Source organism: Deinococcus sp. JMULE3 (assembly GCF_013337115.1).
Lineage (GTDB): Bacteria > Deinococcota > Deinococci > Deinococcales > Deinococcaceae > Deinococcus.
Window position 1 is genome coordinate 535,667 of record NZ_SGWE01000004.1, and the last position, 23,807, is coordinate 559,473.

A 23,807-nucleotide genomic window follows, 5' to 3' on the forward strand; every position below is an offset into this window, starting at 1 on the left:
CTGCCGGGCATGACGAGTGCTTCCCCGACCCTGACTGTCGCTTTCCTGGCGGGGCTGGTGTCGTTCCTGAGTCCGTGCGTGCTGCCACTGGTCCCCAGTTACCTGGGCGTGCTGGGTGGGGAGCGGCAACCGTGGTCGCGGGCGCTGGGGTTCGTCCTGGGGTTCGGGCTGGTGTTCATCGCGCTGGGCGCGACGGCCAGCAGCCTGGGCGCGCTGATCGCGCCGCACAAGGCGCTGCTGGGACAGCTGTCGGCCGCGCTGATCATCTTCTTCGGGCTGGTGATGCTGGGCCTGATCCGGCTGCCGTTCCTGATGCGGGACACGCGCGCCCTGGCGAACGCCGGAGGGTACGGGCCGGTGGCGCTGGGGGCGGCGTTCGCGTTCGGCTGGAGTCCATGCCTGGGGCCGACGCTGGGCAGCGTCCTGAGCCTCGCGGCCAGCAGCGCCAGCCTGGGCAGCGGCGTGACGCTGCTGGCGGCGTACACGCTGGGCCTGAGCGTGCCGTTCCTGCTGGCGGCGGCGCTGTGGCACCGCGTGAACCTGCGCCGCCTGAACCGCTTCGCGGGGGTGTTCGAGAAGGTGGGGGGCGCGCTGCTGGTCGTGGTGGGCCTGATGATGCTGACGGGGCAGTTCACGCGGCTGGCGACGTTCTTCTTCTCGATCATGCCCGAGTGGCTGCGCCTGTGACGGACAGGGCTGCGAATGATCCGGGCGCGGCGTTCGCGGTGCAGCTGCGGGACGTGTGGCTGCGGCTGGGACGCGAGGTGATCCTGCGTGGCGTGACGCTGGACGTCCCGGCCGGGCAGGGCGTGACGCTGCTGGGCGAGAACGGGGCCGGGAAGACCACGCTGCTGCGCCTGCTGAGCGCCGGGCTGAGGCCCACGCGCGGCGAGGGGCGGGTGCTGGGCTACGACCTGCGCGACAGCCGCGGCGTGCGGGACGCGATTCACCTGATGCCGGTGGACGGCGGCCTGTACCCGGACCTGACGACGGCGGAGAATCTGGAGTTCGCGCTGCGGATGCATGCGCGGGCAGGGGACGTGCCGGGCACGCTGCGCCGCGTGGGGCTGGAGGGCGCGGCCACCCGCCGGGCGCGTTTTCTGTCGGCGGGGATGCGCAAGCGGCTGGCACTGGCCCGCGCGCACCTGCTGGCCCGCCCGGTGACGCTGGTGGACGAACCCTTCGCGAACCTGGACGACGCGGGGCGGGCGCTGGTGCAGGAACTGCTGCTGGAATTGCGCGGGCAGGGCTGCTCGCTGCTGATCGCCGCGCATGAGCCCGCGCTGGCGCAGGTGGTCGCGCCGCGCACCATGCGCCTCGCGGGCGGCCTGCTGCACGAGGAGGTGCCCGCGTGAAGGGCGCGCTGAGGCAGGCGCTGACGGTCGCCGCGAAGGACCTGCGCGTGGCGGGCCGCACGCGCGACACCTTGCTGGCCACGGCGTTCTTCGCGGGGATCGTGCTGCTGGTGCTGGGCTTCGCCCTGAGCGGCGGCGTGGTGTCCCGCGACGCCCGCCTGAGCGCGCCGCTGGCCGCCGGGGCGATCTGGACGGCGCTGGCCCTCGCGGCGGCGGTGGGCGCCCAGCGGGCCTTCGCGCAGGAGCAGGAAGCAGGCGCGCTGGAGCAGCTGCTGGCGTACCCCGGGCCGCACGGCGCGCTGTACCTGGGCAAGCTGCTGGGCGTGCTGCCGCCCCTGCTGCTGGTCGCGGCGGCGACCGTCCCGACGGGTCTGGTGCTGTTCGGTGCGTCCGAGGCGGTCACGGCGGCGGGCCGCGCCCTGCCGTGGGCGGCGCTGGCCCTGACGACCGCGCTGGGCGTGCTGGGCTTCGCGGCCGCCACGACCTTTTACGGCAGCATCACCGTGAACCTCCGCGCGCGTGAGGCGCTGCTGCCCGCCCTGGCCTTCCCCATCCTGGTCCCGGCGGTCCTGGCGACCGTGCAGGCCACCCGCCTGCTCCTGGAGGGTGGCTGGAGTCCCGAGGTCAGCACCTGGCTGACGTTCCTGACGGCGTTCGACCTGGGCACGATCATCCTGGCGACCCTGCTGTTTCCGGCCGCGGTCGAGGGCTGACCTCCCCTGTGACTGCAAGACAGGAGAGGCCCCGGCGGAACATTCCCCGAGGCCTCCTGACTGCGTTTCTCAGGGGGTGGTGAGCAGCGCGGCCTGTCCGTCGTGGTCGCCGGTGGTCTCCTGCGGGGTGTCGAGGCGGTTGCCGAGGTCCACGTTCGCGGCGCGGCGGTACATCCCGGTGGCGGTCAGGCGCGTGGCGAGGTCCTCGCGGGTCGCCTTGAAGCTGTTGTAGGTGTGGCCGGGTGTGGGGAGCCAGCGCATGTCCTCCAGGCTGAACGCGGCGCTGAACAGGTAGCCGCCCTGGATGGGGGCGGGTCCGAACACGCGGCCGTGGTGGTTGCTGACGTACCAGGGGCCGTCACTGAACGCGAGGCCTTTGCCGCTGGGGGGCAGCTGCGCGTACAGGCGCTCGCCGAGCTGGCCGCTGTAGCCGTCGCTGTGCATGTTCTTCGGGCCGTACCCGGCGGCGGTCATGGCGGCGTTCAGGCGGGCGGTGGCGGCTTCGGGGGTCGCGGAGGTCCGGTCGAGGATCAGGACGTTGATGGGTTCGCGCAGGGTGCGGTCACCGACCCGCTCGCCCAGCCAGGTGGCGGGTTCCAGCGTCTTGGTGATCATCCAGCGGCCGACCGGTCCCAGGTCGGGCAGGGTGGCGACGTCGGCGGGGCCGGGGCGGTACGTGGTGGGGTCGGGCAGGGGGCCGGTCTGGGCGGGGGCGCAGGCGGGCAGCAGGGCGCTGAGCGCGAGGAGCGCGGCGGGCATGATTCGGGTCATGGGTGCGTGCAGGATAGCGTGGCGGGGACACTCGCACTTGCCGGTTTGGGGCGTGGGGCGCGATGCTGCGGGCCGGAAATGACCGCTGCGCGGCGGGCCTCACGGTTCCCCGCCCGGCGTTGACGGCACAATAGGAGCGATATGAAAAGAGACGTCACGACGACCGTGCTGGGCGCGGCCAGCCTCCTGGGTCTGGCGGTGGTGCTGGGCCTGAGCCTGACCTCTCCGCTGGATCTGAACATGGGGTCGCTGGTGCGGCTGATGTTCGTGCATGTGCCCGAGGCGTGGCTGAGTTACCTCGCGTACGGCGGCACGGGCCTGTTCGGGCTGCTGTACCTGATCCAGCGCCGCCGTCACTGGGACCGGCTGGCGATGGCCAGCGGCGAGATCGGGCTGCTGTTCACGCTGGCGACCATCGTCGGCGGGATGCTGTGGGCCAAACCCACCTGGGGCACGTACTGGGTGTGGGACGCCCGGCTGACGACCACGGCGCTGAGTCTGGTGGTGTACGGCGGGTACCTGTTGATCCGGTCGCTGATCGACGACCCCGAGCGCCGCGCGCGGGTGTCGGCGGTGGTGGGGATCGTGGGGACGCTGTACGTGCCCGTGAACTACATGGCGGTGGAGTGGTGGCGCGGCGTGCACCAGACGCAGACGCTGAAGCTGCTGGGTGGCGTGCGCTGGGACGCCGCGCCGGTGTACCTGCCGACGCTGCTGCTGAGCGTGGCGTCGTTCACGCTGCTGTACTTCTTCCTGCTGCGCCTGCGCGGCATCCTGGCGGCCCGTGAGGAGGCGCGTGAGGAACGCGAACTGACCGGCGTGAGCGGTCTGGAGGTGGCCCGTGGATAAGTACTTCTGGTACGTGCTGTTCTCTTACCTGGCGACGTTCAGCGTCCTGATCGGTTATCTGGCGTGGATATGGGTGCGGCTGCGGGCCGTGCGTGGCGAGGACGCCAGCGAGGCCCCCCGTTGAGCGTGCCCGGTCCTGAATCGCCCGCGCCCCTGACGCCGCTGCCACAGGCGCGGCGCCGTAAGCGCAGCCCGCTGCCGGTCGTGCTGGGCGTGGCGGCGCTGGTGGGCCTGACGGCGACCATCGCGTTCGGGAACCTGAACAAGTCGCTGGAGTACTTCGTGACGCCCAGCGAGTACGCGCAGCAGCAGGCGCAGCTGCAGGGCCGCCCGGTGCGGATCGGGGGGCTGGTGAAGGCCGTGCAGTACGAGCCTCAGACGCTGGACCTGCGCTTCACGGTCACGGACGGCAGCGTCAGCTACCCGGTGCAGTACCGGGGCGCGGTGACGGACCTGTTCAAGGAGGACCAGGGGGTCGTGGTGCGCGGCGAGTTCCAGGGGGACACGTTCCACGCGACGGATCTGGTCGTCAAGCACAGCGAGGAGTACAACGTCCCGAAGACGCAGGCCGAGCTGAAGGACATGATCAAGTCGGCCGATTGAGGCCGTGGGTGGACCGCGCCCGCGCGGCGCGGTGGGAGTGAATGTGCTGAACCTGATCTCATGGACGTCCAGTGCGTCCGGCGCGCTGGGGCAGCTGAGCCTGCTGGGCGCGCTGCTGTTCAGCGTGGCGGGCCTGCTGCTGGCGCTGCTGGGCGGGGCGCGGCGTGATCCGCGCGTCACGGAGGCCGCGCGCCGGGCCACCTGGGCGGTGTTCGCGCTCGTCAGCCTGAGTACGCTGGTGCTGCTCGCGGCGCTGCTGCGGGACGATTTCACGGTGCGCTTCGTCGCGGAGCATTCCATGCGGGCCTCGCCGACCTGGGTGAAGGTCACGGGCCTGTGGGGCGCGCTGGAGGGCAGCATCCTGTTGTGGGCGTGGCTGCTGGCCGGGTACGCGTTCATCCTGAGTGTCACGCTGCGCCGCGACGCGCTGCGGCCCTGGGCGCTGGCGGCGATGTTCGCCAGTCTGGTGTTCTTCGTAGGCGTGTGCGCGACGGTCGCCTCGCCGTTCACGCCGGTGGCGACGCTGGTCGCGGACGGGCGCGGCCCGAACCCGGCGCTGCAGAACCACTGGATGATGGCGGTGCACCCGGTCCTGCTGTACCTGGGCTTCGTGGGTCTGAGCGTACCGTTCGCGTACGCGGTGGCGGCGCTGGTGACGGGTCGCCTGTCGGACCACTGGGTGGTCGTGACGCGCCGCTGGACGCTGGTCGCCTGGGCACTGCTGACGGCGGCGATCGTGGCCGGCGGCTGGTGGAGTTACGAGACGCTCGGCTGGGGCGGCTACTGGGCGTGGGACCCGGTGGAGAACGCGAGTTTCATCCCGTGGCTACTGACGACGGCGTTCCTGCATTCCATCCAGATTCAGGAACGCCGTGGCCTGATGCGGTCGTGGAACGTGTGGCTGATCGTGCTGGCGTACGCGAGCACCGTGCTGGGCACGTTCCTGAACCGCAGCGGCATCGTGCAGAGCGTGCATGCCTTCGCGGGCGGCCCGGTCGGGCCGGTGTTCCTGGGCTTCCTGGCGTTCCTGCTGCTGGCCGGGACGCTGCTGGCCGCGTGGCGCGCGCCGCACCTGCGGGACGACAACGACCCGCCCGCCGCGCTGAGCCGCGAGGGCGCGTTCCTGGCGGGGAACTGGCTGTTCGTGGTGTTCGCGGTGATGGTGCTGGTGGGGACGCTGTTCCCGACCATCGTGGAGGCCGTGCAGGGCCGCCGGGACGCCAGCGTGGGCCCGGCGTTCTACAACGCGTTCGCCATTCCGCTGGGCCTGGGTCTGCTGCTGCTGATGGGCGTGGGGCCGCTGCTGCCCTGGCGGCGCGCGGACGGCCAGGGCCTGTGGCGGGCGCTGCGGCCCCTGCTGATCGCGGGGGCAGGCGCGGCGCTGCTGGCGCTGGCGCTGGGCGTGCGCCACCCCGGCGTGCTGGCGACGGTGGCCCTGAGCGCGTACAACCTGCTGGGCCTGGGGCTTTTGACGGCCCGCGCGGCCCGGCAGGCAGGCGGGCTGGGCCGCACCCTGCGCGCGCAGCCGCGCCGCTACGGGGCGTACCTGTCCCACGCGGGCCTGATCGTGCTGGCGCTGGGGCTGGCGTTCAGCGGCACGTACCGCCGCGACGCGCAGGTCACGCTGAACATGAACCAGCGTGTTCACCTGCTGAACGAGGACCTGACCCTGACCGCCCTGGAGAACGTCACCCGGCCCGACGGGCGGTCCATCGTGGCGCGCGTGCTGATCGACGGGCGGCCCTTCAGCGCCCGCCTGAACACGTACACGCAGGGCGGCGACACGCCCTTCCCCTCCCCGGCCGTGCGCTACGGCCTGACCGGCGACACGTACCTCGTGATGACCGGCGTGGACCCGAAGGGCCAGTGGGCCAGCGTGCGCCTGATCGAATCGCCGCTGGTGTCGTGGATCTGGTGGGGCACGCTCCTCGTGTGCGTGGGGGCCGCGTTCACGCTCGTCACGCCGCGCCGCGCTGCCCAGGCCGCCCCGGCGCGACTGGCACCCGCCACCGACTGATCCCCTCCTCCCCTTCCTGCCTGACCTTCCCGGAGCTGTGATGACCGAATCGACCCCCTCTGCCCCGAAGTCCCCTGCATCCCCAACCCCCGCGCCGCTGTGGCGTCGCCTGCTGCCCCCGGCCATCGCGTTCGCGCTGGTGGCGGTCCTGGCGGTCGCGCTGCGCACCCCGGCCAGCAACGACCAGACCGGCGGGCCGCTGGTCGGCAAGCCCGCCCCGGCGTTCACGCTGACCAGCCTGGACGACACGCCGCTGTCCCTGGCGAGCCTCAGGGGCCGACCCGTCGTCGTGAACTTCTGGGCGTCGTGGTGCGGTCCGTGCCGCGAGGAGGCGCCGATGTTCCGCGAGCTGAGCGCCCGCCAGAGCGGCGGGGACGGGCTGGCGGTCGTGGGCATCCTGTTCAACGAGACGAACGAGGGGAACGCCCGGCAGTTCATTCAGGAGTACGCGCTGGCGTACCCGAACCTGCGCGACCCCGGCATCAACACGGGCCTGGAGTACGGCGTGAGCGGCATTCCCGAGACGGTCTTCATCGATAAGGACGGCGTGGTGCAGCACATGGACCGCGGCGGCCTGACCCGCGAGCGCCTGAACGTGGGGCTGGAGAAGATCGGCGTGCCCGGCCTATGAGGCGCGCGCTGCTGCTCACGGGCGCCCTGCTGGGCGGGGCCGTCACGCTTGCCCAGACGGCGCCCACCCTGACCCCGGCGCAGGAGGCGCGGGCGCTGGCGATCGAGAAGAACCTGCGCTGCCCGCTGTGCGACACCGGGGAGTCCATCGCGGACTCGCGCAGCACCATCGCCGTGAAGATGCGTGAATCGGTCCGCGAGCAGGTCGCGCAGGGGCGCGGCGACTCGGACATCTACGTGTATTTCTCGCAGCGGTACGGGAATTTCGTGCTGCTCGACCCGCCCAAGAGTGGCCGGAACCTGCTGCTGTGGGGCGCGCCCCTGGCGGCCCTGGCGGCCGGAGGTGGGGTGCTGTGGGCGTTCCTGCGCCGCAGCCGCCCGGCGGCGACCCTGCCGGACGAACCGCTGAACGACGCGGGCGGCTTCGACCCGTACCTCGCGCAGGTGCAGCGCGACACCCGCCGGGGCGGTGACTCGTGACCGGCCCGGTGCTGCTGAACGTGCTGCTGCTGGCGCTCGTGGCGCTCGCGTGCGTGTGGCTGGTGACCGAGCCGCTGCGGGCGCGCACGCCGGACGATCCGGACGCGGCGGAACGCGCGCGCCTGGGGGCCGAACGGGACCGGCTGTACGCCGAGCTCGCGGCCCTGACCGACGAGTCGCGCCGCCCGGACCTGGAGCGGCGCGCGGCGCTGGCCCTGCGCGGCCTGGACGCCCTGCCGCCCGCCCCGCAGGGCCGCCCCGGCACCCGGACGCTGGCGCTGGGGCTGCTGGGCGGCGCGGCGCTGCTGACCGTGGTGGGCGCCGTGACGTTCGTGCCCCGCTGGCAGCTGGCCAGCCTGACCCCCAACGAGGCCGGGAACGTGCAGGCGGTGCTGAAACTGCCGGGCCTGAAGGCGCAGGCGGAGCGCAGCGGCACGAAGGAAGCGTACCTGGCGTGGGGCAAGGCGGCGTTCGATTCGAACACCTTCGATCAGGCGGTCACGGCGTACGGCAGCGCCCTGAAACTCGATCCGCGTCAGCCGGAGGCGCTGCGCCGCCTGGGCATCCTGCTCCTGACGCGCGGCGAGCAGACCGGGCAGGCCATCAGCGCCGAGGACGCCCAGCGGGCCGCGCTGCTGATCCGCACCGGCGCGCAGCTGGCCCCGCAGGAGCCGGAATCGCAGCTGCTGCTGGGCTTCGCGCTGGCCCGCTTCGGTGAGGATCAGGCGGCGCTGGCGGCGCTGGAACGCTACCGCACGCTGGACCCGAAGGGCCGCGACGCGGACGACCTGATCACGGCGCTGCGCGCCCGCCTGAACACCAGCGACCCGGCCCTGCGCGTGTACGCCGCGAGCTGCGCGTCCTGCCACGGACCGGGCGGGGGCGGCGGGACCGGCCCCAGCCTGCGGGCGTCCACCCTGACCCGCGCGGCGCTGGCGCAGGTGATCACGCAGGGCAAGGGCGCCATGCCCGCCTACCCGGACCTGAAAGCGGATGAACTGGACGCGCTGCTGACGCTGCTCGAAGGCTGGCAGCGGGAGGGCCAGTGAGCGACCCCGCGCCCACCCCCCCACGGGCGCGCCGCGTGACGCGCCGGGCGCTGCTGGAACGCTGGTGGCTGCTACCGGTCGCCGGAACGGCCGGAACCTTCGGGTACATGGGCTGGTACGCCACCCGCGTCACGTTGGGCAAACGCACGCCCGGCGAGCCCGCCTTCGAGGCGGCGCCGCCGCAGCGCGTGGCGGCCCTGGCCGACCTGGGCGCCGACTGGGCCGAGGTGACCTTCACGTACGCCGGGCGGCCCTGCACGCTGCTGCGCCTCCCCGTCGCCACTCGGGGGTCGCTGGCGGTGCCGGGCGGGCATCTGGCGGGCTTCTCGCGGGTGTGCACGCACCTGGGCTGCAACGTGAACCTCGTGCGGGACGCCGAGGTGCTGGCCTTCGCGTTCAACTACCGCGCGCCCGGCGGGCAGGAGCACCCGCAGCTGGGCTGCCGCTGCCACTACTCGGTGTTCGACCCCCTGAAGGCGGGCGAGGCGGTGTTCGGCAAGGCCCTGGCACCCCTGCCCCGCGTGCGGCTGGAGCTGCGCGGCGCGGACGTCTGGGCGACCGGGATCGAGGCGGCGCCCGAGTACACCGGATAATGCCGGGCATGACTGAACTCGTGCCGTTCACGCGGGGGGACCTTCAGGCCGCCGCCGGGGTGGTGGAGGCGACAGCGCGGCATCAGGAGGCGCTGGGCCGCACCCTCTGGCCACCCGCGAGCGTCACGCCCGAGCGGCTGGCGCGGCACTACCCGGCCCCGACGTGGCACGTCGCGTGGCGGGGCGGCGCGGCGGTCGGGGCGTTCAGCCTGCTGGAGTCGGACCCGCCCTTCTGGCCGGACGATCCGCCCGGCGAGGCGCTGTACCTGCACAAGCTGGCCGTTCACCCCGCCTGCCAGGGGCAGGGGCTGGCGCACACGCTGCTGGAGCACGCCGTGCAGGTCACGCGCGCGTCGGGTCGGCCCTGGCTGAAGCTGGATACGGCGGCCAGTCGCCCCGCCCTGCGCCGCCTATACGAGACGTTCGGATTCGAGCCGGTGGACGAACGGGAGGTCTTCGACTTCCGGGTGGTGCGCTACCGCCTGCCGGTGAACCGGGCCTGACGGGCATAACGGTTTGGCGGGTCCGGACCTTCAACTCCCCCCCGGAAGTGGTCCGAACCCCGCCTGATCACAGGGTGCCACCGGGGGCATGATCGGACCATGATCGGCGCGGCGGGCTTACGGTCACTCCTCCCCCACCGGGCAGGTCAGACAGGCGCGGGGCCGCCCAGGAGTGGTCTCGTGACCATCACGCTAGGATGACAGGGTCATGTCCCTGCCCCAGAACGACCTGCCCCTGATTGTCAGCGCCGGTGAGGCCCTGACCGACCTCGTGACCGCCGGTGGGAACGCCTGGCACGCCCACCCCGGCGGGGCCGGGTGGAACGTCGCGCGGGCCTGCGCGTCCCTGGGGGTGCCCAGCGCCTTCGCGGGCGCGGTCGGGGGGGACAACTTCGGGGACGACCTGACCCGCGCCTCGCAGGACGCCGGGCTGGACCTGCGCTTCCTGCAGCGCGTCCCGGCGCCCACCCTGATGGCCGTCGTGTACTCCGCGAATCCACCCGCGTACCGCTTCCTGGGTGAGAACAGCGCCGACCTGCACTTCGACCCCACCCGCCTCCCGGACGGCTGGCTGCGCGCGGCCCGCTGGCTGCACGTGGGCGGCATCAGCCTGAGCCGCTGGCCGCTGGCGGACACCCTGCTGGGCCTGATCGAATCGGCCCGCGCGGCCGGCGTGCGCATCAGTTTCGACCCGAACGCCCGCATCACGCACCGCCACCCGGACTACCCGGCGGTGTTCGAGCAGGTCGCCCGCCGCGCCGACCTGATGAAGTTCAGTGACGAGGACCTCGCGTTCTTCTTCCCCGGTCAGTCCGAGGACGACGTCATGCGGCGCCTGCGCGGCCTGAACGCGAAGGCCCCGATCGTGATCACGCGCGGCGCGCAGGGCGCGAGCCTGTACCACAGCGCGGGCCGCGCCGACCTCCCGGCCGCGCCCGTGCAGGTCGTGGACACCGTCGGTGCCGGGGACGCCCTGTGCGCCGGGCTGCTCGTCAGCGCCACCGAGAACGCCGGCGCCCTGTGGACCGAGCACCTGCGGGTGGGTCTGGCCGCCGCCGCCGCCGCCTGCGCGCACGCCGGGGCGTACGCCCCCACCCGCGCGGACCTCGACCTCGACTGAACCCGGATGTGAAGGCGGGGCCGCTGTCCAGCACGCGGCCCCGCCCTCCTGTCGTTCAGGGATCATACGGGTTCCGGGCGTGGAGTTGGCAACCCGGTGTCGTTCCGGGTTGTCAACGAAACAGACGGAACCCGTTTCTCTCCTGCTCGCGCTGCTGCGCAGCTCTGCGAGTCCGCTCGGGTTGAACGGCTTTGTCAGCCATTCAACCGGAGTCCGTATCACACCACGAGGTGCGCCTCGTCGTGCTCGGCCATCATGCGCAGGAAGGCATCCACATACTGCGGATCGAACTGCCGCCCGCCCTGCAGGCGGATCTCGCTGATCGCGCGGTCGCGGGTCCAGGCGGGTTTGTACGGCCGGGCGTTCGTCAGGGCGTCGAACACGTCCACGATGGTGAACAGCCGCGCGGTGTCGGGAATGTTCTGCCCGCGCAGGCCGCTGGGGTACCCGGTGCCGTCCCAGCGTTCATGGTGGTACCGCACGAGGTCCAGCGTCTCGGCGGGCAGGAAGTGCAGGTCCTGCAGCATGTCGTAGCCGATGGTGGTGTGCGTCTGGATGACGCGGCGTTCCTCGTGGTCCAGCGGGCCGCGTTTGTGCAGCACCGCGTCGGGAATGGCGAGTTTGCCCAGGTCGTGCAGGTACGCGCCCCAGCGCAGCGCCTTGACCTGATCCTCGTCCCAGCCCAGGCGCCGCGCGAGGCGCACGCTGAGGTTCACGACGCGGCTGGTGTGCCCGCCGGTGTCGTCGTCGCGGTGTTCCAGCGCGGCGCCCAGCGAGCGCAGGGTCAGGTCGTTCGCGTCGCGCAGGTCGCGGATGGCGTTCCACTGGCCCAGCTGCGCGCCGAGCAGGCGGGCGAAGGATGCCACGACGCTCTTTTCCTCGTCGTCGAAGGCTTCCGGGGTGCTGCGGGTGATGATCAGCACGCCCAGGTGGTTCGACGCGCGGCCGTACACCGGGGCGACGTGGTAGTGGCGACGCTGCGGTTTCTTCAGGAGGGCCAGGGCTTCCTCGGCCACCCAGTGGTCCGCCTGGACGCTGCGGCTGTCGTTGTCGCTGGGATGGATGGGGCGTTCCAGGAACGGTTCGAAGGCGCCCTTGGCGGCCAGGATGTGCGGAGTACCCTGCCGGTACGCGACGAAGGCGAGGTTCGGCGCGACCTGGAGTTTGTCCAGGATGCCGATGCCCGCCCTGATGATCGCGTCGGCGTCGCGGGCGTCCGCGAGGCGTTCGCTGCCGGCGTGCAGCGCGGCGATGGTGTTTCGCTGCCACGCGAGCTGCCGGGCGGTCGCCTGCTCCTGCAGGATGCGGAAGCCCAGGCCGCCCAGGGTCAGCAGGGCCGCGAGCAGGTCCAGTGGGCCCAGGCGGGCGCCGGGCAGCACGAGTGAGATCAGGAAGGCCACGGTGTACGCGGCCAGGGGAAGCAGTCGGGTCAGATCGGAGGCGCTGACGGTGGCGGCCGCCATGGTGAGTGCGGCGCCCGCCATCAGGGCAGGGTGGTGCTGCCATGCGGCGTAGACCATCAGTGCAGCAGCGCCGATCAGCACCAGGGTGGACCAGATGGGCGAACGGGGCACCCGGTCAGCATACCACCGTGATTAACGACTGTTAAAGATTTAACGACACGCCCCCGGAGTGGGGCACAGCGGTGTGCAGACCGGGGCCGCATCCCATCCAGACCGGCCTGAACGACATGCGGAGGCGCCGGAATGGAACCCCGGCGCCTCTCTCTCGGTGGAGTATATGGAAGGTGGCCGTCGCGGCGCCGTCTGGGCGGCGCCCGGCGGTCAGGCGGGTTGCAGCTGGATCTGGCGGTTGCGGGCGTCCACGTGCACGACGTGCGGTTCCAGCGCGCGGGCTTCCTCGTCGCTGTAGTGGCCGTACGCGGCGATGATCACGAGATCGCCGGGGTTCACGAGGTGCGCGGCGGCGCCGTTGATGCCGATCACGCCGCTGCCGCGCGGGCCGCTCAGGGCGTAGGTGCTCAGGCGGTTGCCGTTGGTGATGTTGTAGATGTCCACCCGTTCGTTCACGAGGATGTCCGCCGCGTCGAGCAGGTCCTGGTCGATGGTGATGCTCCCGACGTAGTCGAGGTCGGCCTGGGTGACGGTGGCGCGGTGAATCTTGGCCCTGAACATGATGCGTTCCACGACCCGCCATTGTACGCGGTGCCGGGCCGCGCACCGGGCCGCCGGTCACGGTCCGGGGCCTATTCGGGCAGGGTGCCGTCCACGAACACGGTCTTCTGGTCGGTGTAGTGCACCTGTCCGGCGGGCGCGCCGCGTGGTTTCCAGACGTGCTTGATGCGGGTGTAGTCCACGGGCACGTTGCTGCTGCCGCGCGCCTTACTGTTCGCGGCGGCCAGCCGGGCGGCGTACAGGATGTCCGGCAGGTCCAGGTCGCGTGCGCCGCTGCGCACGAGAACGTGACTGCCGGGGTAGCCCTGCGCGTGGAACCACCAGTCCATGCTGCGGCCGACGCGGTGGGTCAGGGTGGCGTTCTCCTTGTTGTTGCGGCCCACCAGCGCCTCCAGGCCACTGGGCGTGGTGAAGCGCGTGCCGTAGGGGCTCTTCTCGGGGCGTTCCTGCTGCACGCGGGTGTTCAGGGCTTCAAGGTCGGGCAGGTCGGCGGTGTCCAGGGCCTGCACGCGGGCCTCGGCCTCGGCCAGTTCGGCGCGCAGGGGCTCCTCGCGTTCGGCGAGGCGCAGGTACACGTCCTCGCGGCGGCGGGCGCGGGCGTAGCGTTTCTCGGCGTTCTGCACGGCGCTCAGCATGGGTTCCAGGGCAATGGGCCGCTCGCCGGTCCCGTCGAAGGCGGGTAGCAGCACGCTGCTGGCGCCGGTGGGGACCGTGTGGGCGTAGGCCATGAGCAGGTCGGCTTCCTCCCGGTCGCGGGCGGCGTCCGTGAGGCCCGCCTCGGCGCGGGTGACGTCCGCGAGCTGGTTACGCAGCAGCGTCACGCGCTTGTCGAGCGGTTCGCGCAGCGACTTGCGTAGGGTGGCGGCCTTCTCGCCCCGCGCGGCCTCGCGGGCGCCGTCCTGCAGGGCGCCCTCGCTGACGGTCGGGTCGGTGACCAGGGACTGCACGGCGGCCAGGGCCTGGGCCCACGCCTCGCCGGGCGGGCTGTCGGGGGTGAGGTCGGCCCGGCGGGCGAGTTCCGCGCCCAGCAGGGGTCCCATGCCGTCCAGCTGCTCGCGCCAGCGTCCGATGGGCACGTGCCGGAGGGTCTGCGCCTGTTCGGGGCTCAGGGTGCGCGGGTCGAGCTTCTCGTAGGGCGGCGGCGGCGTGTAGCGCCCCCCGGTGCGGATGGTGCGGAAGCGGTTGCGGCTGCCGGTGATCTCGCGCGCGGCCATGACGATGCGGCCCTCGAAACCCTCGCCCTCGTCCAGCACGAGGAGGTTCGCGTTGCGGCCCGTCACCTCGAACAGCAGCCGGGTGGGGGGCTGGTCCACGAAACCGGTCTCGCCCGCGAAATTCAGGGCGATCACCCGGTCGAGCTTCAGCTGCCCGGCGCGCAGCAGGTCCCCCCGCACCCGCGCGGCCAGGAAACGCTGGAAGGGGCTGCGGGGGTCGCCGCGCAGCCGTTCGCGCGACAGGTACACCACGGGCTGCGGCGGGCGGTAGGACAGCACCAGATTGGTCTGACCGCCCAGCCGCGGGCCGTCGAGGAGCAGCGCGGCGGTCGTCTCGTCCGGGAAGGCCCAGCCCAGGGTGCGCAGCGGCAACTGCGCGGTCAGGTCGCGCAGCACGCGCGCCAGCATCAGGCCTTCCACGGGCGGCCTCCGGGGGGTGGGGGGAACGTCATCCGGGCATGCTAGCGCGCGGGCCGCCCCCGGCCATGCTGCCGGGGCGGCCCGCGCAGGGCAGGTCAGTGGCTTACCAGAAGTTGCCGATGCGGAAGTAGAACTTCCCGGTGCCGGTCTGGGGGCTGAAGCCGTAGTCGAAGCGCAGGCTGGGCAGCAGCGCCCCCCCGATCCCGAGGTTCAGCTGCGCGCCGGCCCCGAAGCCGTACTTCAGGCTGGGGTCGGTATTCGTGGCGCTGCCGCCCCAGGCGGTTCCGGCGTCGGCGAAGACCACGCCGTACAGGCCCTGCGCGATCCCGGCTTTCAGGCCGAAGTCGTAGCGGTACTCGGCGCTGGTGGTGAAGTAGTTCGTGCCGAACAGTTCGCCGTCCTTCAGGCCGCGCAGCTGGAAGGGCGTGTTCACGCTGCCGCCGCCGATGGCGTAGCCGGTTCCGGCGGGCGCGGTGTCCAGGCCCAGGACAGTCCCGGCGTTGGCGCGCACGGCGAACACCTGCTGCTTGTTGCTGACGCCCAGGTCCTTCTCGATGGTGCGGCCGAAGCCGTAGTAGGTGCTGGCCCCGCCGCTCAGGGTGGTCCAGCGCAGGGGCGTCTCTCCCTGACGGCCGAAGCTGTAAGCGGCGCCGACGCTGGCGCGCACGCCACTGTCGGGGAATTCGCCGCCCGTGGAGCTGTCGTAGCTCAGGCCGCTGGACAGGCGGGTCGTGAGGTTGGTGTCGGGCACCAGCGCGGCGGCGTCTGCCTCGGTGAAGGTGCGGGTCTGGTCGTTCCCGGCGGCGTCCTTGTACGTGACGGTGTTCTTGTCGCCGCTCTGGAGCGGTTCGAGGTAGTACGTCTTGTAGCTGAGGCCCACGCCGACGCTGCCGGACAGGTTCTTCGCGAGGCTGCGCCCGGCGCTGACGCTGAAGCCGGTGTCACGGGTGGTGTAGTCCCAGCCGGTGTCGGCGCGGGCCGGCGTGTCGGTGTCCTTGCTGAACAGGGCGTTGTTCCCGTTGACGTTGCTGCCCACCCCGAAGCTGACGCTGGTGGGCGTCTTGCGGAAGTCGAGGAAGTCCACGTCCAGCCAGGGGATGGTGTAGTTGGCGTTCCCGACGAGGTTCTGTCCGGCCTCGTTCTGCTGGCCGCCCAGGCTGGCCGTCAGGTTGTGGCCCAGGCCGAAGACGTTGCTGTTCGTGTACCCGGCGTCCCCGGCGAAGCCGCCGTTGAACTGGTCGTAGGTCAGGCCCAGCGTGACGGGAATGCCGGTCTTGGTCTCGGCGACGCCCAGCACATAGGTGATGCTCTCGGGGTTCTGCGGGTCGGCGCGGACGCTCTCGGTGGTGACGCGCACGAAGCCCAGGCGGGCGATGCGGCCGATGGCGGCGTTCAGTTCGTTGCGGTTGAAGGCGCTGCCGGGGGCGGGCAGTTCGCGGGTGATGACGCGGTCCTTGGTATTGTGCGCGCCCTGCCACTGCAGTTCGTACGCGGCGACCTTCACCTCGCGCACCGCATAGGTCAGGGTGCCGTCCTTGAAGCTGATCGCGTCGCGGGTGCTGATCTCGTAGCCCTGCTTGCGGTAGGCGTCACGCAGCGCCATGAAGTCCTGCTGGGCCAGCTGCGGGGAGTACACGTCGCCCACGCCGGTCTTCACGGCGGCCTGCAGGGTCGCGGTGGGGATCAGGGTGTTGCCCTGGATGACGACCGCCTTGACCGGGCCGGTCTCGACGCCGGCGGACCCGAAGAACACGTTGACCTGCGCGGGGTTCTGCGGGTCGGGCTGGATGGCGAAGCCCACGGGTTTGCCGGTCTGGTTGGACAGGGTGCGGACGTCCGCCTGGAGTTTGCTCAGGCTGATGGGCTGCCCGGCCTGGGTCTGCAGGGTGACCTGGGGGTTGCCGAGATCGTCGAGGTTCACGGCCTGCACGCGGCCCTCGATGACCCTGACTTTCAGCACGCCGCCTTCCAGGGTGCTGCCCGCGACGTCCACGCCGGCCTGGAGGTACCCGGCGTCGTCGTAGGCCTGCTGGAGCTGCTGCACGGCGCCGTAGTACGCGTCGGGCGTGAAGCGTCTGGCGTCGTACAGGGGTTTGAAGATCGCGCTGACCTGCGTGGCGGGCAGCAGGGTGACGCCGTCGACCTCCACGCGGGTGATGGGGGTGGTTTCCTCCACGACGAAGTTCACGGTGACGCTGCCGTCGGTTTCGGTCTTCACTTCGGCGCTGATGCTGGGCGCGAAGGGGTAGCCTTCCTGCTGGAAGTTCTGCGCCAGGGCCGTCTTGGCCTCGTCGATGCGCTGGCCATTCAGGGTGGCGCCGGGGGCGATGTTCAGGAGGTCGGCGACACTCTTCTTGAAGCCCTCGGCGGGCAGGAAGGTCAGGCCGGTGATGGTGACGTCCTTGATGGTGGGGTTGGGAACGACCGTGATGACCAGGGTGTCCTTGCCGCCCACGCTGCGCAGTTCGGCGACGGCGCTCTTGAAGTACCCGCTGGCGACGACCTCCTGTTCCACCTGGCGGAGGTTCACGCTGCTCAGGGGCGTGCCGGTCTGGGTGCTGAGGGTGGCGCGGATAAAGTTGGCCAGCAGTTCGCTGGTGCCGACCACGGTCACGTCCTGCACGGTGCCTGCGGTCTGGGCGACGGCGGGCGCGGCAAGAAGGACGGTCACGGCGAGCGTCAGGGGGTGTCGCATGCTTCTCCTAGTGTCGCACACCCTTGGACATCGTTCCCTGGCTGCTGGCGCGGGCTGGGAACTGCGGGCGTACGCAGCTTCGCTCACATTTGCGGGGTCAAGCCTGAGAAGGGTGAAGATTGCGTGCGGTGGGCTTGTGGGCCGCGGCGTCCGTCCTGGGCGGCGGGCCTGGGCAGGCAGGAGTGGGCATGAGAACTTCCTGACGGGACACCGGCGGGGCGTGAAGCTTCCGCTTGAGCGGTGGGGGGGCGCCGGGTGAGAATGCGCGCGTGAAACCATCATGTAAGCGGGTGCGCGGCCGCGCCGGGGTGCACCCATGAGCCTCCCGGAGGTCCTGGCGGGCATCCGCGCGGCCGAGGCGGCGGCGGGCCGCCCCGAGGGCAGCGCGCGGCTGGTCGCCGTGACGAAGGGTCAGGACCTGGACGCCATCGACCGCTGCGTGCTCTCATACGGGGCGTTCCCGCTGGGCGAGGGCCGCGCGCAGGAGCTGAGGGACAAGTCCACGCTGCGCCCGGACCTGGAATGGCATTTCATCGGGTCGCTGCAGCGCAACAAGGTGAAGTACCTGCGGCACGTCTCGCTGGTGCATTCCATCGAGGCGGCGTGGCAGGCCGAGGCGATCGCGCAGGCGGCGCAGGGCTGGGGCCGCGCGCCGGAGCTGCTGCTGCAGCTGCACAACGGCGAGGCGCAGAAGCACGGCCTGGAGGGGCACGAGCTGCCGGGTGCGCTGCGCGAGGTGCAGGCGACCGGGCTGACCGTGCGGGGACTGATGGTGATGGCCCCCGACCTGGACGACCTGCCGCCCACCGAGCGCGACGCGCGGCTGAAGCACCTGTTTACGGACACGGCCCGGCGCGCGCATGATCTGGGTCTGTCAGAGTTGAGCATGGGCATGAGCGGGGATTACCCGCACGCCGTCGCGGCTGGAGCCACCCTGGTCAGGGTGGGAAGGAGTCTGTTCACGTGAAATTCACCCCTCTTGATGTGCGTCACCAGGAATTCCCCACCCGGATGGGCGGGTACGAACGCAGTGGCGTGCGCGCCTTCCTGAACGATCTGGCCGATGATCTCGAAGCGCAGCTGCAGCAGCACCAGCTGACCCTTGAGCGCGTCTCGATGCTGGAAAAGGAACTGGAGGCCCAGCGGCAGAACGAGGACGAGATCCGCCGGGCCGTGATCGCTGCCGAGCGCATCTCGCACGAGTTGCGGGAGAACGCGGCGCGCGAGGCGGACCTGATGGTCGCGCAGGCCACGACTGAACGCGACGGGCTGATGCGTGAGGTCGAGTCGCGCCGCGCGGAACTGGAGTCCGGGCATCAGGCGCGCCTCGCGGCGCTGGAAGCGGCGTTCCGGGGACGGTTCGCGGATCTGGAACGCGACCACCACACGCTGACGCTGGAGCGCGAACGGGCGCAGGCGGCGCGGCTGGCGGAACTGGAACGGGCGTTCAGCGAGCGGCACGCGGACCTGAACGCCCGTCTGACGGCGGCGCGGCAGGAGTACTCGCAGTTCCTGAGCGGGTACCGGGCGCTCGTGGCGTCGTTCTCGGAACTCGCCGCGCGGCACGCCCCACCCGAGGACGTGGCCCTGACGGCGCCGCGTCTGGATCAGCTGCGCGCCGCCCCGGCCGAGCTGCCCCCGGCGGCCCCGGACGCGGCGGCCCCGAACGCGGCGGCCCCGAACGCGGCGGCCCAGGAGTCGACCCCGGCGGCCCAGGCGGCGCCGACGGAACCGACTCTTCAGGCGGCGCCAGTCGCGGGGATGCCAGTCGCGGGGGCGGCCCCGCTGTCCGGGCACGCGCTGGTCAACCCGGTGGCGACCCCCGCAGCGAAGGCCGAGCCGGAGGACCGACCCGTGCGGCTGGAGGCGCAGCAGTTCCTGTGAGCGCCCTGACCTCTGCCCTGCCGACGTTCGCGCTGCCGGTGGCGGACCCGGCGTTCGTGCGGGACCCCTACCCGCTGCTCGCGCGGCTGCGGGCCGAGACGCCGGTGTTCTTCGATCCGGGCATGAACCGGGTGGTGCTGACCCGGCACGCGAACATCAGTGCCGTGCTGCGCGACCGGCGCTTCGGGCGCAGCGCCCTGCACCGCTTCTCGCGCGACGAGCTGGGCTGGCCGCTGCCGGACCCCCGGCAGGCGAACTTCGACGCGTTCAACAGCAATCACCTGCTGGACAGCGAGCCGCCTAAGCACACGCGCCTGCGGTCGCTGGTGGGGCTGGCGTTCACGCCCCGCCGCGTGGAGGCCCTCTCGGAGCGGATCGAGGTGATTCTGGACGCGCAGCTGCGTGACCTGGGGCGCCAGGGGCCGTTCGATCTGGTCGAGGGCTACGCCGAGCCGCTGCCCGTGACGGTCATCGCGGAGCTGCTGGGCGTGCCGCACGAGCACCGCGCGCAGCTGCGGCCCTGGTCGGCGTCGATCGTGAAGCTGTACGAACCCGCCCCCACGCCCGCCGATCAGGACGAGGCCGAGCAGGCCGTGCTGGACTTCAGCGCGCTGCTGCGGGAACTGGTCGCGCAGCGCCGCGCGCAGCCGCAGGACGACCTGATCACGGCGCTCGTGCAGGCCGAGGAAGGCGGGGACCGCCTGACCGAGCAGGAACTGATCGACACCTGCATCCTCCTGCTGAACGCCGGGCACGAGGCCAGCGTGAACGGCCTGACGGCGGGCGTGCTGGCCCTGCAACGCGACCGCCGTCACTGGGAGGGCCTCGTGGCGCAGGCGCATGAGCCGGACAGCCTGGGTGTGTTCCGCCGGGCGGTCGAGGAACTGCTGCGTTTCGACACGCCCCTGCCGATGTTCGAACGGATCGTGCTGGAACCCCTGACGCTGCACGGCGCGGACCTGAAACCCGGCGACCGCGTGAGCCTGCTGTACGCCAGCGGAAACCGCGACCCGCAGCGTTTCGACGCGCCGGACGAGCTGCGCCTGGACCGCGATCCGAACCCGCACCTGACGTTCGGGCTGGGCATCCACTACTGCCTGGGCGCGCCGCTGGCCCGGCTTGAACTCGCCCTGAGCCTGCGGGCGCTGTGCCGCGCCCTGCCGGACCTGCGCCTCGTGGACCCGCAGGAGCCGGGGCAGTACACCGGGGGCTTCGTGATCCGGGGACTGGCGCGGCTGGACGTGCAGGCCGGGTGACCCCCACCGGCCCGCTCGCGGCGGAGGTCGCGGCGGTCTGGCCGGTCGGGCCGTTAGCAGCGCTGACCCCGCTGGGCGGCGGGAGCATCAACGCCGCCTGGCGCGTGCAGGCGGCGTCGGGGGCGTTCCACCTGCGGGTGTACCGTGATCCTCACCGCGAGCGGGCCGAGGTCGAACACCGCGCCGTGCGGCTGGCCCGCGCCTGCGGGTTGCCCACTCCTGAGGTGCTGATCACGCGCGGGGGCGGCACGCTGGCCCGACTGGGGAACCGCTGGGCGGCGCTGTTCGAGGTGGCGCCCGGCACGCCCGTGCCGCGTCCCGCGTTGACCCCGGAGCACGCGGCGGGCCTTGGGGCGCTGCTGGCGGACCTGCACGCACGCCTGCCGGACGCGGTGCCGTTCGAGGTGCCCCCCCTCTCCCCTCCGGCAGGCGTGACGGCGACCCTGGAGCGCCTGCAGGTCATCGAGACGGCGATCCTGGCCCTCCCCCACCCGGACGCGGCGGACGGCTGGGCGCTGGACCGCACCCGGCAGCGCCTCACTCACCTGCGGACCTCGCCGCTGCCCGACGATCTGCCCGCGTTGCCTCTACGGTTCGTGCACGGCGACTTCCACGACGGGAACGTCTTCTTCCTGGGGGGCGTGCCTGCCTCGGTGATCGACTGGGAGCAGCCGCGCCTCGCCCCCCGCGCGTGGGAGGTCGTGCGGGCGCTGCACCTCAGCCTGCGCCTCGACCCGGTCCTGGGCGGAACGTTCCTGCGCGCCTACCGGGGGCACCTCCCCCTGTCCGCTGAGGAACTGCGGCTGGGTGTGGCGCTGTACGCCGCCCTGCAGGAGCGGAACGTGTGGGTCTACGAGAGCGTGTACCTGCGCGGCAACCCAGGCCCCCGCGCGTTCATCCGTCCGCCCCCGTACGTGCCGTTCCCCCAGGCATGGGCGGCGTCGGAACTGCGGTGAACGCCCACCAGCGGGGGTGCAGGTCACCCGCCTGAGCCTCGGCGTGGGCATCGTCGGGGCGGGCCAGGGCCAGCAGGGCCAGCACCCGCGCGGGGCTGCGCGGCGCGCTGCGGTCGAGCGCCTTCGCGGCGGTCGACTGGGCCTTGCGGGGGTTCAGGCGCGCCTGGGTGTGGGCCAGCACCGCCAGCAGGTGCGGGTCGGCGCTCTGCCCGGTGATCTCGGCGACCTTCAGGCCCTCGGCGAGAGTCCGCAGGGCCGCGTACGGGTCCGCCTGCTGACCTTCTGCGAGGAGGCTCACGGCGGCGATCAGGGCGGCACTGTCGCCCGCGCGGCGGGCCTGGGTGCGCGCGTGGTCGGCCAGCGCGGGCGCGTCGGCGGCACGGTCAAGCGCGGCGGCCCGGGCACGCAGGAGTGCCACGCGGGCGCCGTCCGCCTCGGCTGCCAGTTCGGCGCGTGCGGCGGTCGGGTCACCCAGGCGCAGGTGCGCGGCGGCGCGACGCAGCGGGTCACGACTCCAGGCGAGCGCTGCGCGGGGCGCGCCCCAGTGAAGGGCCAGCGCGGCGGCCTCCTCGGTCTGCGCGGCGGTCAGGCCCGCCGGGAGGGACAGGTCCGCCGCGCGGAAGGTGGGGGTCGGCAGGCTCAGGGCGGCGCGCAGGTCTTCGAGCAGGTGGTCACGCGGCGGGTCGGTCACGCCCGCCATTGTGCCAGCCGCCCCGGCTACGCGCTCAGGGCGAGGTCCAGACCCAGGAAGCGCCACAGGGAGCGCCTGGGGACGCGCAGTCCGCTGGGGTGCTCGACGGCGCTCAGTCGGCCGTCGCGGATCCAGCGGCGCACGGTGCGTTCGTGGGTGCCGGTGAAGTCGGCCACCTCGCTGACTTTCAGGAGTTTGGGCATGTTCTGGTACTGGTCGTTCAGGGTCATGTGACCTCCTTCAACGCAGCGGGGCCGCCCGCAGGCAGCCCCGTTCAGATTCGATGTCGATACCGGCAAGCACGCGCGGCATGGGTTTCAGGGACGCACCGCCCGGCCCGCCGCTCCAGCGCGGCGTACAGGGGATGAGGTGCAGTCGGTTCAACTTGCGTAGAACGTAGCACACCGCCTGTCAGCGGGGCGTCACAGATCTTGCGGGCTTCTTGAGGTCCCCTCAAGGTTGCGTTGATGGTCGTGCGGCGCCCCGCCAGCGGGCGGAACTGGACAATCCAGGCCCGCGTGCCGCGCGGCGTGCTCTACAGTCAGCGGCGATGAGCGTCCTGTCGCAGCTGTCCGGCACCCTGGTCAACGTCGTCACCGTCCTGCTGGGCACTGCCGTGGGGCTCGCGGTGGGCGGACGGCTGCCCGAGAGAACGCAGCGCACGCTGCTGCAGACCCTGAGTCTGGTGACGCTGTTCATCGGGCTGGACATGGCGGGCAGCCTGAACCGCGTGCAGGGCGGCGCGGTGCCGGGCGTGATCCTCGCGCTGGTCAGTCTGGCGCTGGGCGCCGTGATCGGCGAGGCGCTGGGCATCGAGGAGAGCCTGGAACGCCTGGGCGAGACCCTGAAACGCCGCTTCCGGGGTGGGGGCCGCTTCACGGAGGGGTTCGTGGCGGCCAGCCTGCTGTTCTGCATCGGGCCGATGACCGTGATCGGCGGCCTGCAGAACGGCCTGACCGGGGACAGCGCCACGTACGTCCTGAAGGCCACGCTGGACGGCATCGCGGCGCTGGCCCTGGCGGGCGCGTACGGGATCGGGGTGGGGTTCAGCGCGCTGACGGTGCTGGCCGTGCAGGGCGGCATCAGCCTGCTGGCAGGCACCTTCGCGGCCGGGCTGCTGGGCGGCGCGGACCCGCAGATCCTGAAGACGAACCCGTACGTGCTGCTGATCACCGGGGCGGGCGGCCTGACCATCATCGGGATCAGCTGGAACCTCATGCTGGCCGGGCTGGGCTTCGAGGACCGCCGCGTGCGGGTCGGGAGCCTGCTGCCCGCGCTGCTCATCGCCCCGCTGGCGCTTTTGATCGCCACCCGCCTGGGCTGAGACGGTTTCCGATTGAATGGGCTGCAAAGCCCGCTGGGTCCGAGCGGCTGTGAATCGGAGAAAAACCGGTTCCGGGCCTATATCTGTCAGATCGGTGGTGTTCTGAGCGGTCAGCGAAACAGCTGATTCGTCTGTGCGGTCAGCGCCCAGCGGCGCGGCGCACCTGGGCCTGCCACCACGCGCGCACCCACGCGCGGAACAGCTTGTAGTCGGCGCCCAGCAGGCGGCGCACCTTGCGGTCCTTCTCGGCGTTCATGGCGGCCAGTTTCACGTTCAGGGCCTGCGCGCCCGCCCGGTCGAGTGTCCGGGCGGCCTGCGCGTAGGCGCGTTCGCTGCCCGCGAGGCGTTCCAGTTCCCGCACCTGCGCGACCGTCAGGTCCAGCGCGCCGATCAGCCGGTCACGGTCGGCCCGGCCGGACGGCAGCACGAACAGCCGCGTCAGGACGGGCGAGCCGGGCCAGGGGTCCGAAGCGGCCTGCGCGTGCACGGGCAGCAGCGCCAGAAGAAGCAGGAGGGGGCCGCGCATGCCCGCAGGCTAGGCGATGCACA

The 23,807-nt window shown here is 72.1% G+C and carries 26 protein-coding genes; 18 read left to right on the top strand and 8 right to left on the bottom strand.

The features are described 5' to 3' along the window. The first annotated feature begins 9 nt into the window (after window positions 1–9). The 3 genes from EXW95_RS05370 to EXW95_RS05380 are packed head-to-tail and all read left to right on the top strand — an operon-like array spanning window position 10 to window position 2,068. Window positions 10–687: a cytochrome c biogenesis CcdA family protein gene (locus tag EXW95_RS05370; protein WP_174366597.1), complete on the top strand. Its 678-nt coding sequence runs from the start codon at window positions 10–12 to the stop codon at window positions 685–687. Then, complete coding sequence (locus EXW95_RS05375) at window positions 684–1,355, top strand: ATP-binding cassette domain-containing protein (RefSeq protein WP_174366598.1); 672 nt, start codon at window positions 684–686, stop codon at window positions 1,353–1,355. The genes EXW95_RS05370 and EXW95_RS05375 overlap by 4 nt, the downstream gene beginning before the upstream one ends. Further along, complete coding sequence (locus EXW95_RS05380; protein WP_371809921.1) at window positions 1,352–2,068, top strand: heme exporter protein CcmB; 717 nt, start codon at window positions 1,352–1,354, stop codon at window positions 2,066–2,068. The genes EXW95_RS05375 and EXW95_RS05380 overlap by 4 nt, the downstream gene beginning before the upstream one ends. 69 nt (window positions 2,069–2,137) lie before the next feature. Here the strand turns inward: EXW95_RS05380 and EXW95_RS05385 are convergent, their stop codons facing one another. Then, a complete protein-coding gene (locus EXW95_RS05385; protein WP_174366599.1) occupies window positions 2,138–2,839 on the bottom strand; it encodes a hypothetical protein in 702 nt (233 codons plus the stop codon). Between the two features lie 141 nt (window positions 2,840–2,980). Here EXW95_RS05385 and ccsA point away from each other — a divergent pair, with 141 nt between their 5' ends. The 10 genes from ccsA to EXW95_RS05430 all read left to right on the top strand — a co-directional run bounded on the left by ccsA (window position 2,981) and on the right by EXW95_RS05430 (window position 10,683). Further along, complete coding sequence (gene ccsA / locus EXW95_RS05390; RefSeq protein WP_174366600.1) at window positions 2,981–3,688, top strand: cytochrome c biogenesis protein CcsA; 708 nt, start codon at window positions 2,981–2,983, stop codon at window positions 3,686–3,688. Further along, complete coding sequence (locus EXW95_RS20970) at window positions 3,681–3,812, top strand: hypothetical protein (RefSeq protein ID WP_256435001.1); 132 nt, start codon at window positions 3,681–3,683, stop codon at window positions 3,810–3,812. Before ccsA ends, EXW95_RS20970 begins: the two co-directional genes overlap by 8 nt. 2 nt (window positions 3,813–3,814) lie before the next feature. After that, window positions 3,815–4,291, top strand: a complete 477-nt coding sequence (gene ccmE / locus EXW95_RS05395) for a cytochrome c maturation protein CcmE (RefSeq protein ID WP_371809923.1) — start codon at window positions 3,815–3,817, stop codon at window positions 4,289–4,291. A gap of 43 nt (window positions 4,292–4,334) precedes the next feature. Beyond that, window positions 4,335–6,308: a heme lyase CcmF/NrfE family subunit gene (locus tag EXW95_RS05400; RefSeq protein WP_174366602.1), complete on the top strand. Its 1,974-nt coding sequence runs from the start codon at window positions 4,335–4,337 to the stop codon at window positions 6,306–6,308. Between the two features lie 40 nt (window positions 6,309–6,348). Beyond that, window positions 6,349–6,939, top strand: a complete 591-nt coding sequence (locus tag EXW95_RS05405; protein ID WP_174366603.1) for a TlpA disulfide reductase family protein — start codon at window positions 6,349–6,351, stop codon at window positions 6,937–6,939. Next, the gene (locus EXW95_RS05410) at window positions 6,936–7,418 is read left to right on the top strand and encodes a cytochrome c-type biogenesis protein CcmH (RefSeq protein WP_174366604.1); all 483 of its coding nucleotides are present in this window, start codon (window positions 6,936–6,938) and stop codon (window positions 7,416–7,418) included. The genes EXW95_RS05405 and EXW95_RS05410 overlap by 4 nt, the downstream gene beginning before the upstream one ends. Then, complete coding sequence (locus EXW95_RS05415) at window positions 7,415–8,467, top strand: c-type cytochrome (protein ID WP_371809925.1); 1,053 nt, start codon at window positions 7,415–7,417, stop codon at window positions 8,465–8,467. Before EXW95_RS05410 ends, EXW95_RS05415 begins: the two co-directional genes overlap by 4 nt. Then, a complete protein-coding gene (locus EXW95_RS05420; protein WP_371809926.1) occupies window positions 8,464–9,060 on the top strand; it encodes a ubiquinol-cytochrome c reductase iron-sulfur subunit in 597 nt (198 codons plus the stop codon). Before EXW95_RS05415 ends, EXW95_RS05420 begins: the two co-directional genes overlap by 4 nt. Window positions 9,061–9,068: 8 nt before the next feature. Further along, entirely contained in the window at window positions 9,069–9,563 is a 495-nt protein-coding gene (locus tag EXW95_RS05425) for a GNAT family N-acetyltransferase (RefSeq protein WP_174366605.1), read from the top strand. 208 nt (window positions 9,564–9,771) lie between these two features. Next, the gene (locus EXW95_RS05430) at window positions 9,772–10,683 is read left to right on the top strand and encodes a carbohydrate kinase (protein WP_174366606.1); all 912 of its coding nucleotides are present in this window, start codon (window positions 9,772–9,774) and stop codon (window positions 10,681–10,683) included. A 218-nt stretch (window positions 10,684–10,901) separates the two neighbouring features. Here EXW95_RS05430 and EXW95_RS05435 read toward each other — a convergent pair whose 3' ends face one another. The 4 genes from EXW95_RS05435 to EXW95_RS05450 form a co-directional block, all read right to left on the bottom strand. Next, the gene (locus EXW95_RS05435; RefSeq protein ID WP_371809927.1) at window positions 10,902–12,257 is read right to left on the bottom strand and encodes an HD-GYP domain-containing protein; all 1,356 of its coding nucleotides are present in this window, start codon (window positions 12,255–12,257) and stop codon (window positions 10,902–10,904) included. 210 nt (window positions 12,258–12,467) lie between these two features. Continuing rightward, a complete protein-coding gene (gene panD / locus EXW95_RS05440; RefSeq protein ID WP_174366607.1) occupies window positions 12,468–12,830 on the bottom strand; it encodes an aspartate 1-decarboxylase in 363 nt (120 codons plus the stop codon). A 59-nt stretch (window positions 12,831–12,889) separates the two neighbouring features. After that, on the bottom strand, window positions 12,890–14,452 hold the full coding sequence (locus tag EXW95_RS05445; protein ID WP_174366608.1) for an NFACT family protein: 1,563 nt from the start codon (window positions 14,450–14,452) through the stop codon (window positions 12,890–12,892). Between the two features lie 103 nt (window positions 14,453–14,555). Then, window positions 14,556–17,147 (bottom strand): outer membrane protein assembly factor, encoded by a 2,592-nt coding sequence (locus tag EXW95_RS05450; protein WP_174366609.1) that lies wholly within the window; start codon window positions 17,145–17,147, stop codon window positions 14,556–14,558. A 316-nt stretch (window positions 17,148–17,463) separates the two neighbouring features. Here EXW95_RS05450 and EXW95_RS05455 point away from each other — a divergent pair, with 316 nt between their 5' ends. From EXW95_RS05455 to EXW95_RS05470, 4 genes are read left to right on the top strand one after another with little or no spacing between them, the layout of a single operon-like run. Further along, the gene (locus tag EXW95_RS05455) at window positions 17,464–18,114 is read left to right on the top strand and encodes an alanine racemase (RefSeq protein WP_174366610.1); all 651 of its coding nucleotides are present in this window, start codon (window positions 17,464–17,466) and stop codon (window positions 18,112–18,114) included. Beyond that, the gene (locus tag EXW95_RS05460; protein ID WP_174366611.1) at window positions 18,111–19,031 is read left to right on the top strand and encodes a DivIVA domain-containing protein; all 921 of its coding nucleotides are present in this window, start codon (window positions 18,111–18,113) and stop codon (window positions 19,029–19,031) included. Before EXW95_RS05455 ends, EXW95_RS05460 begins: the two co-directional genes overlap by 4 nt. Beyond that, window positions 19,028–20,287 carry a cytochrome P450 gene (locus tag EXW95_RS05465; protein WP_371809928.1) on the top strand — a complete coding sequence of 420 codons (1,260 nt, stop codon included), beginning with the start codon at window positions 19,028–19,030 and terminating at the stop codon, window positions 20,285–20,287. Before EXW95_RS05460 ends, EXW95_RS05465 begins: the two co-directional genes overlap by 4 nt. Then, a complete protein-coding gene (locus EXW95_RS05470) occupies window positions 20,284–21,243 on the top strand; it encodes a phosphotransferase (RefSeq protein WP_174366612.1) in 960 nt (319 codons plus the stop codon). Before EXW95_RS05465 ends, EXW95_RS05470 begins: the two co-directional genes overlap by 4 nt. Here the strand turns inward: EXW95_RS05470 and EXW95_RS05475 are convergent. Further along, on the bottom strand, window positions 21,182–21,934 hold the full coding sequence (locus EXW95_RS05475; protein ID WP_371809929.1) for a hypothetical protein: 753 nt from the start codon (window positions 21,932–21,934) through the stop codon (window positions 21,182–21,184). The genes EXW95_RS05470 and EXW95_RS05475 overlap by 62 nt on opposite strands. A gap of 26 nt (window positions 21,935–21,960) precedes the next feature. Then, complete coding sequence (locus EXW95_RS05480; RefSeq protein WP_046842889.1) at window positions 21,961–22,164, bottom strand: helix-turn-helix domain-containing protein; 204 nt, start codon at window positions 22,162–22,164, stop codon at window positions 21,961–21,963. Between the two features lie 320 nt (window positions 22,165–22,484). Between EXW95_RS05480 and EXW95_RS05485 the strand changes: the two genes are divergently transcribed. Then, window positions 22,485–23,258: a DUF554 domain-containing protein gene (locus EXW95_RS05485; protein ID WP_174366613.1), complete on the top strand. Its 774-nt coding sequence runs from the start codon at window positions 22,485–22,487 to the stop codon at window positions 23,256–23,258. A 139-nt stretch (window positions 23,259–23,397) separates the two neighbouring features. Here the strand turns inward: EXW95_RS05485 and EXW95_RS05490 are convergent, their stop codons facing one another. Then, window positions 23,398–23,784, bottom strand: coding sequence for a hypothetical protein (locus EXW95_RS05490; RefSeq protein ID WP_174366614.1), 387 nt, complete (start codon window positions 23,782–23,784; stop codon window positions 23,398–23,400). Window positions 23,785–23,807: the final 23 nt, after the last annotated feature.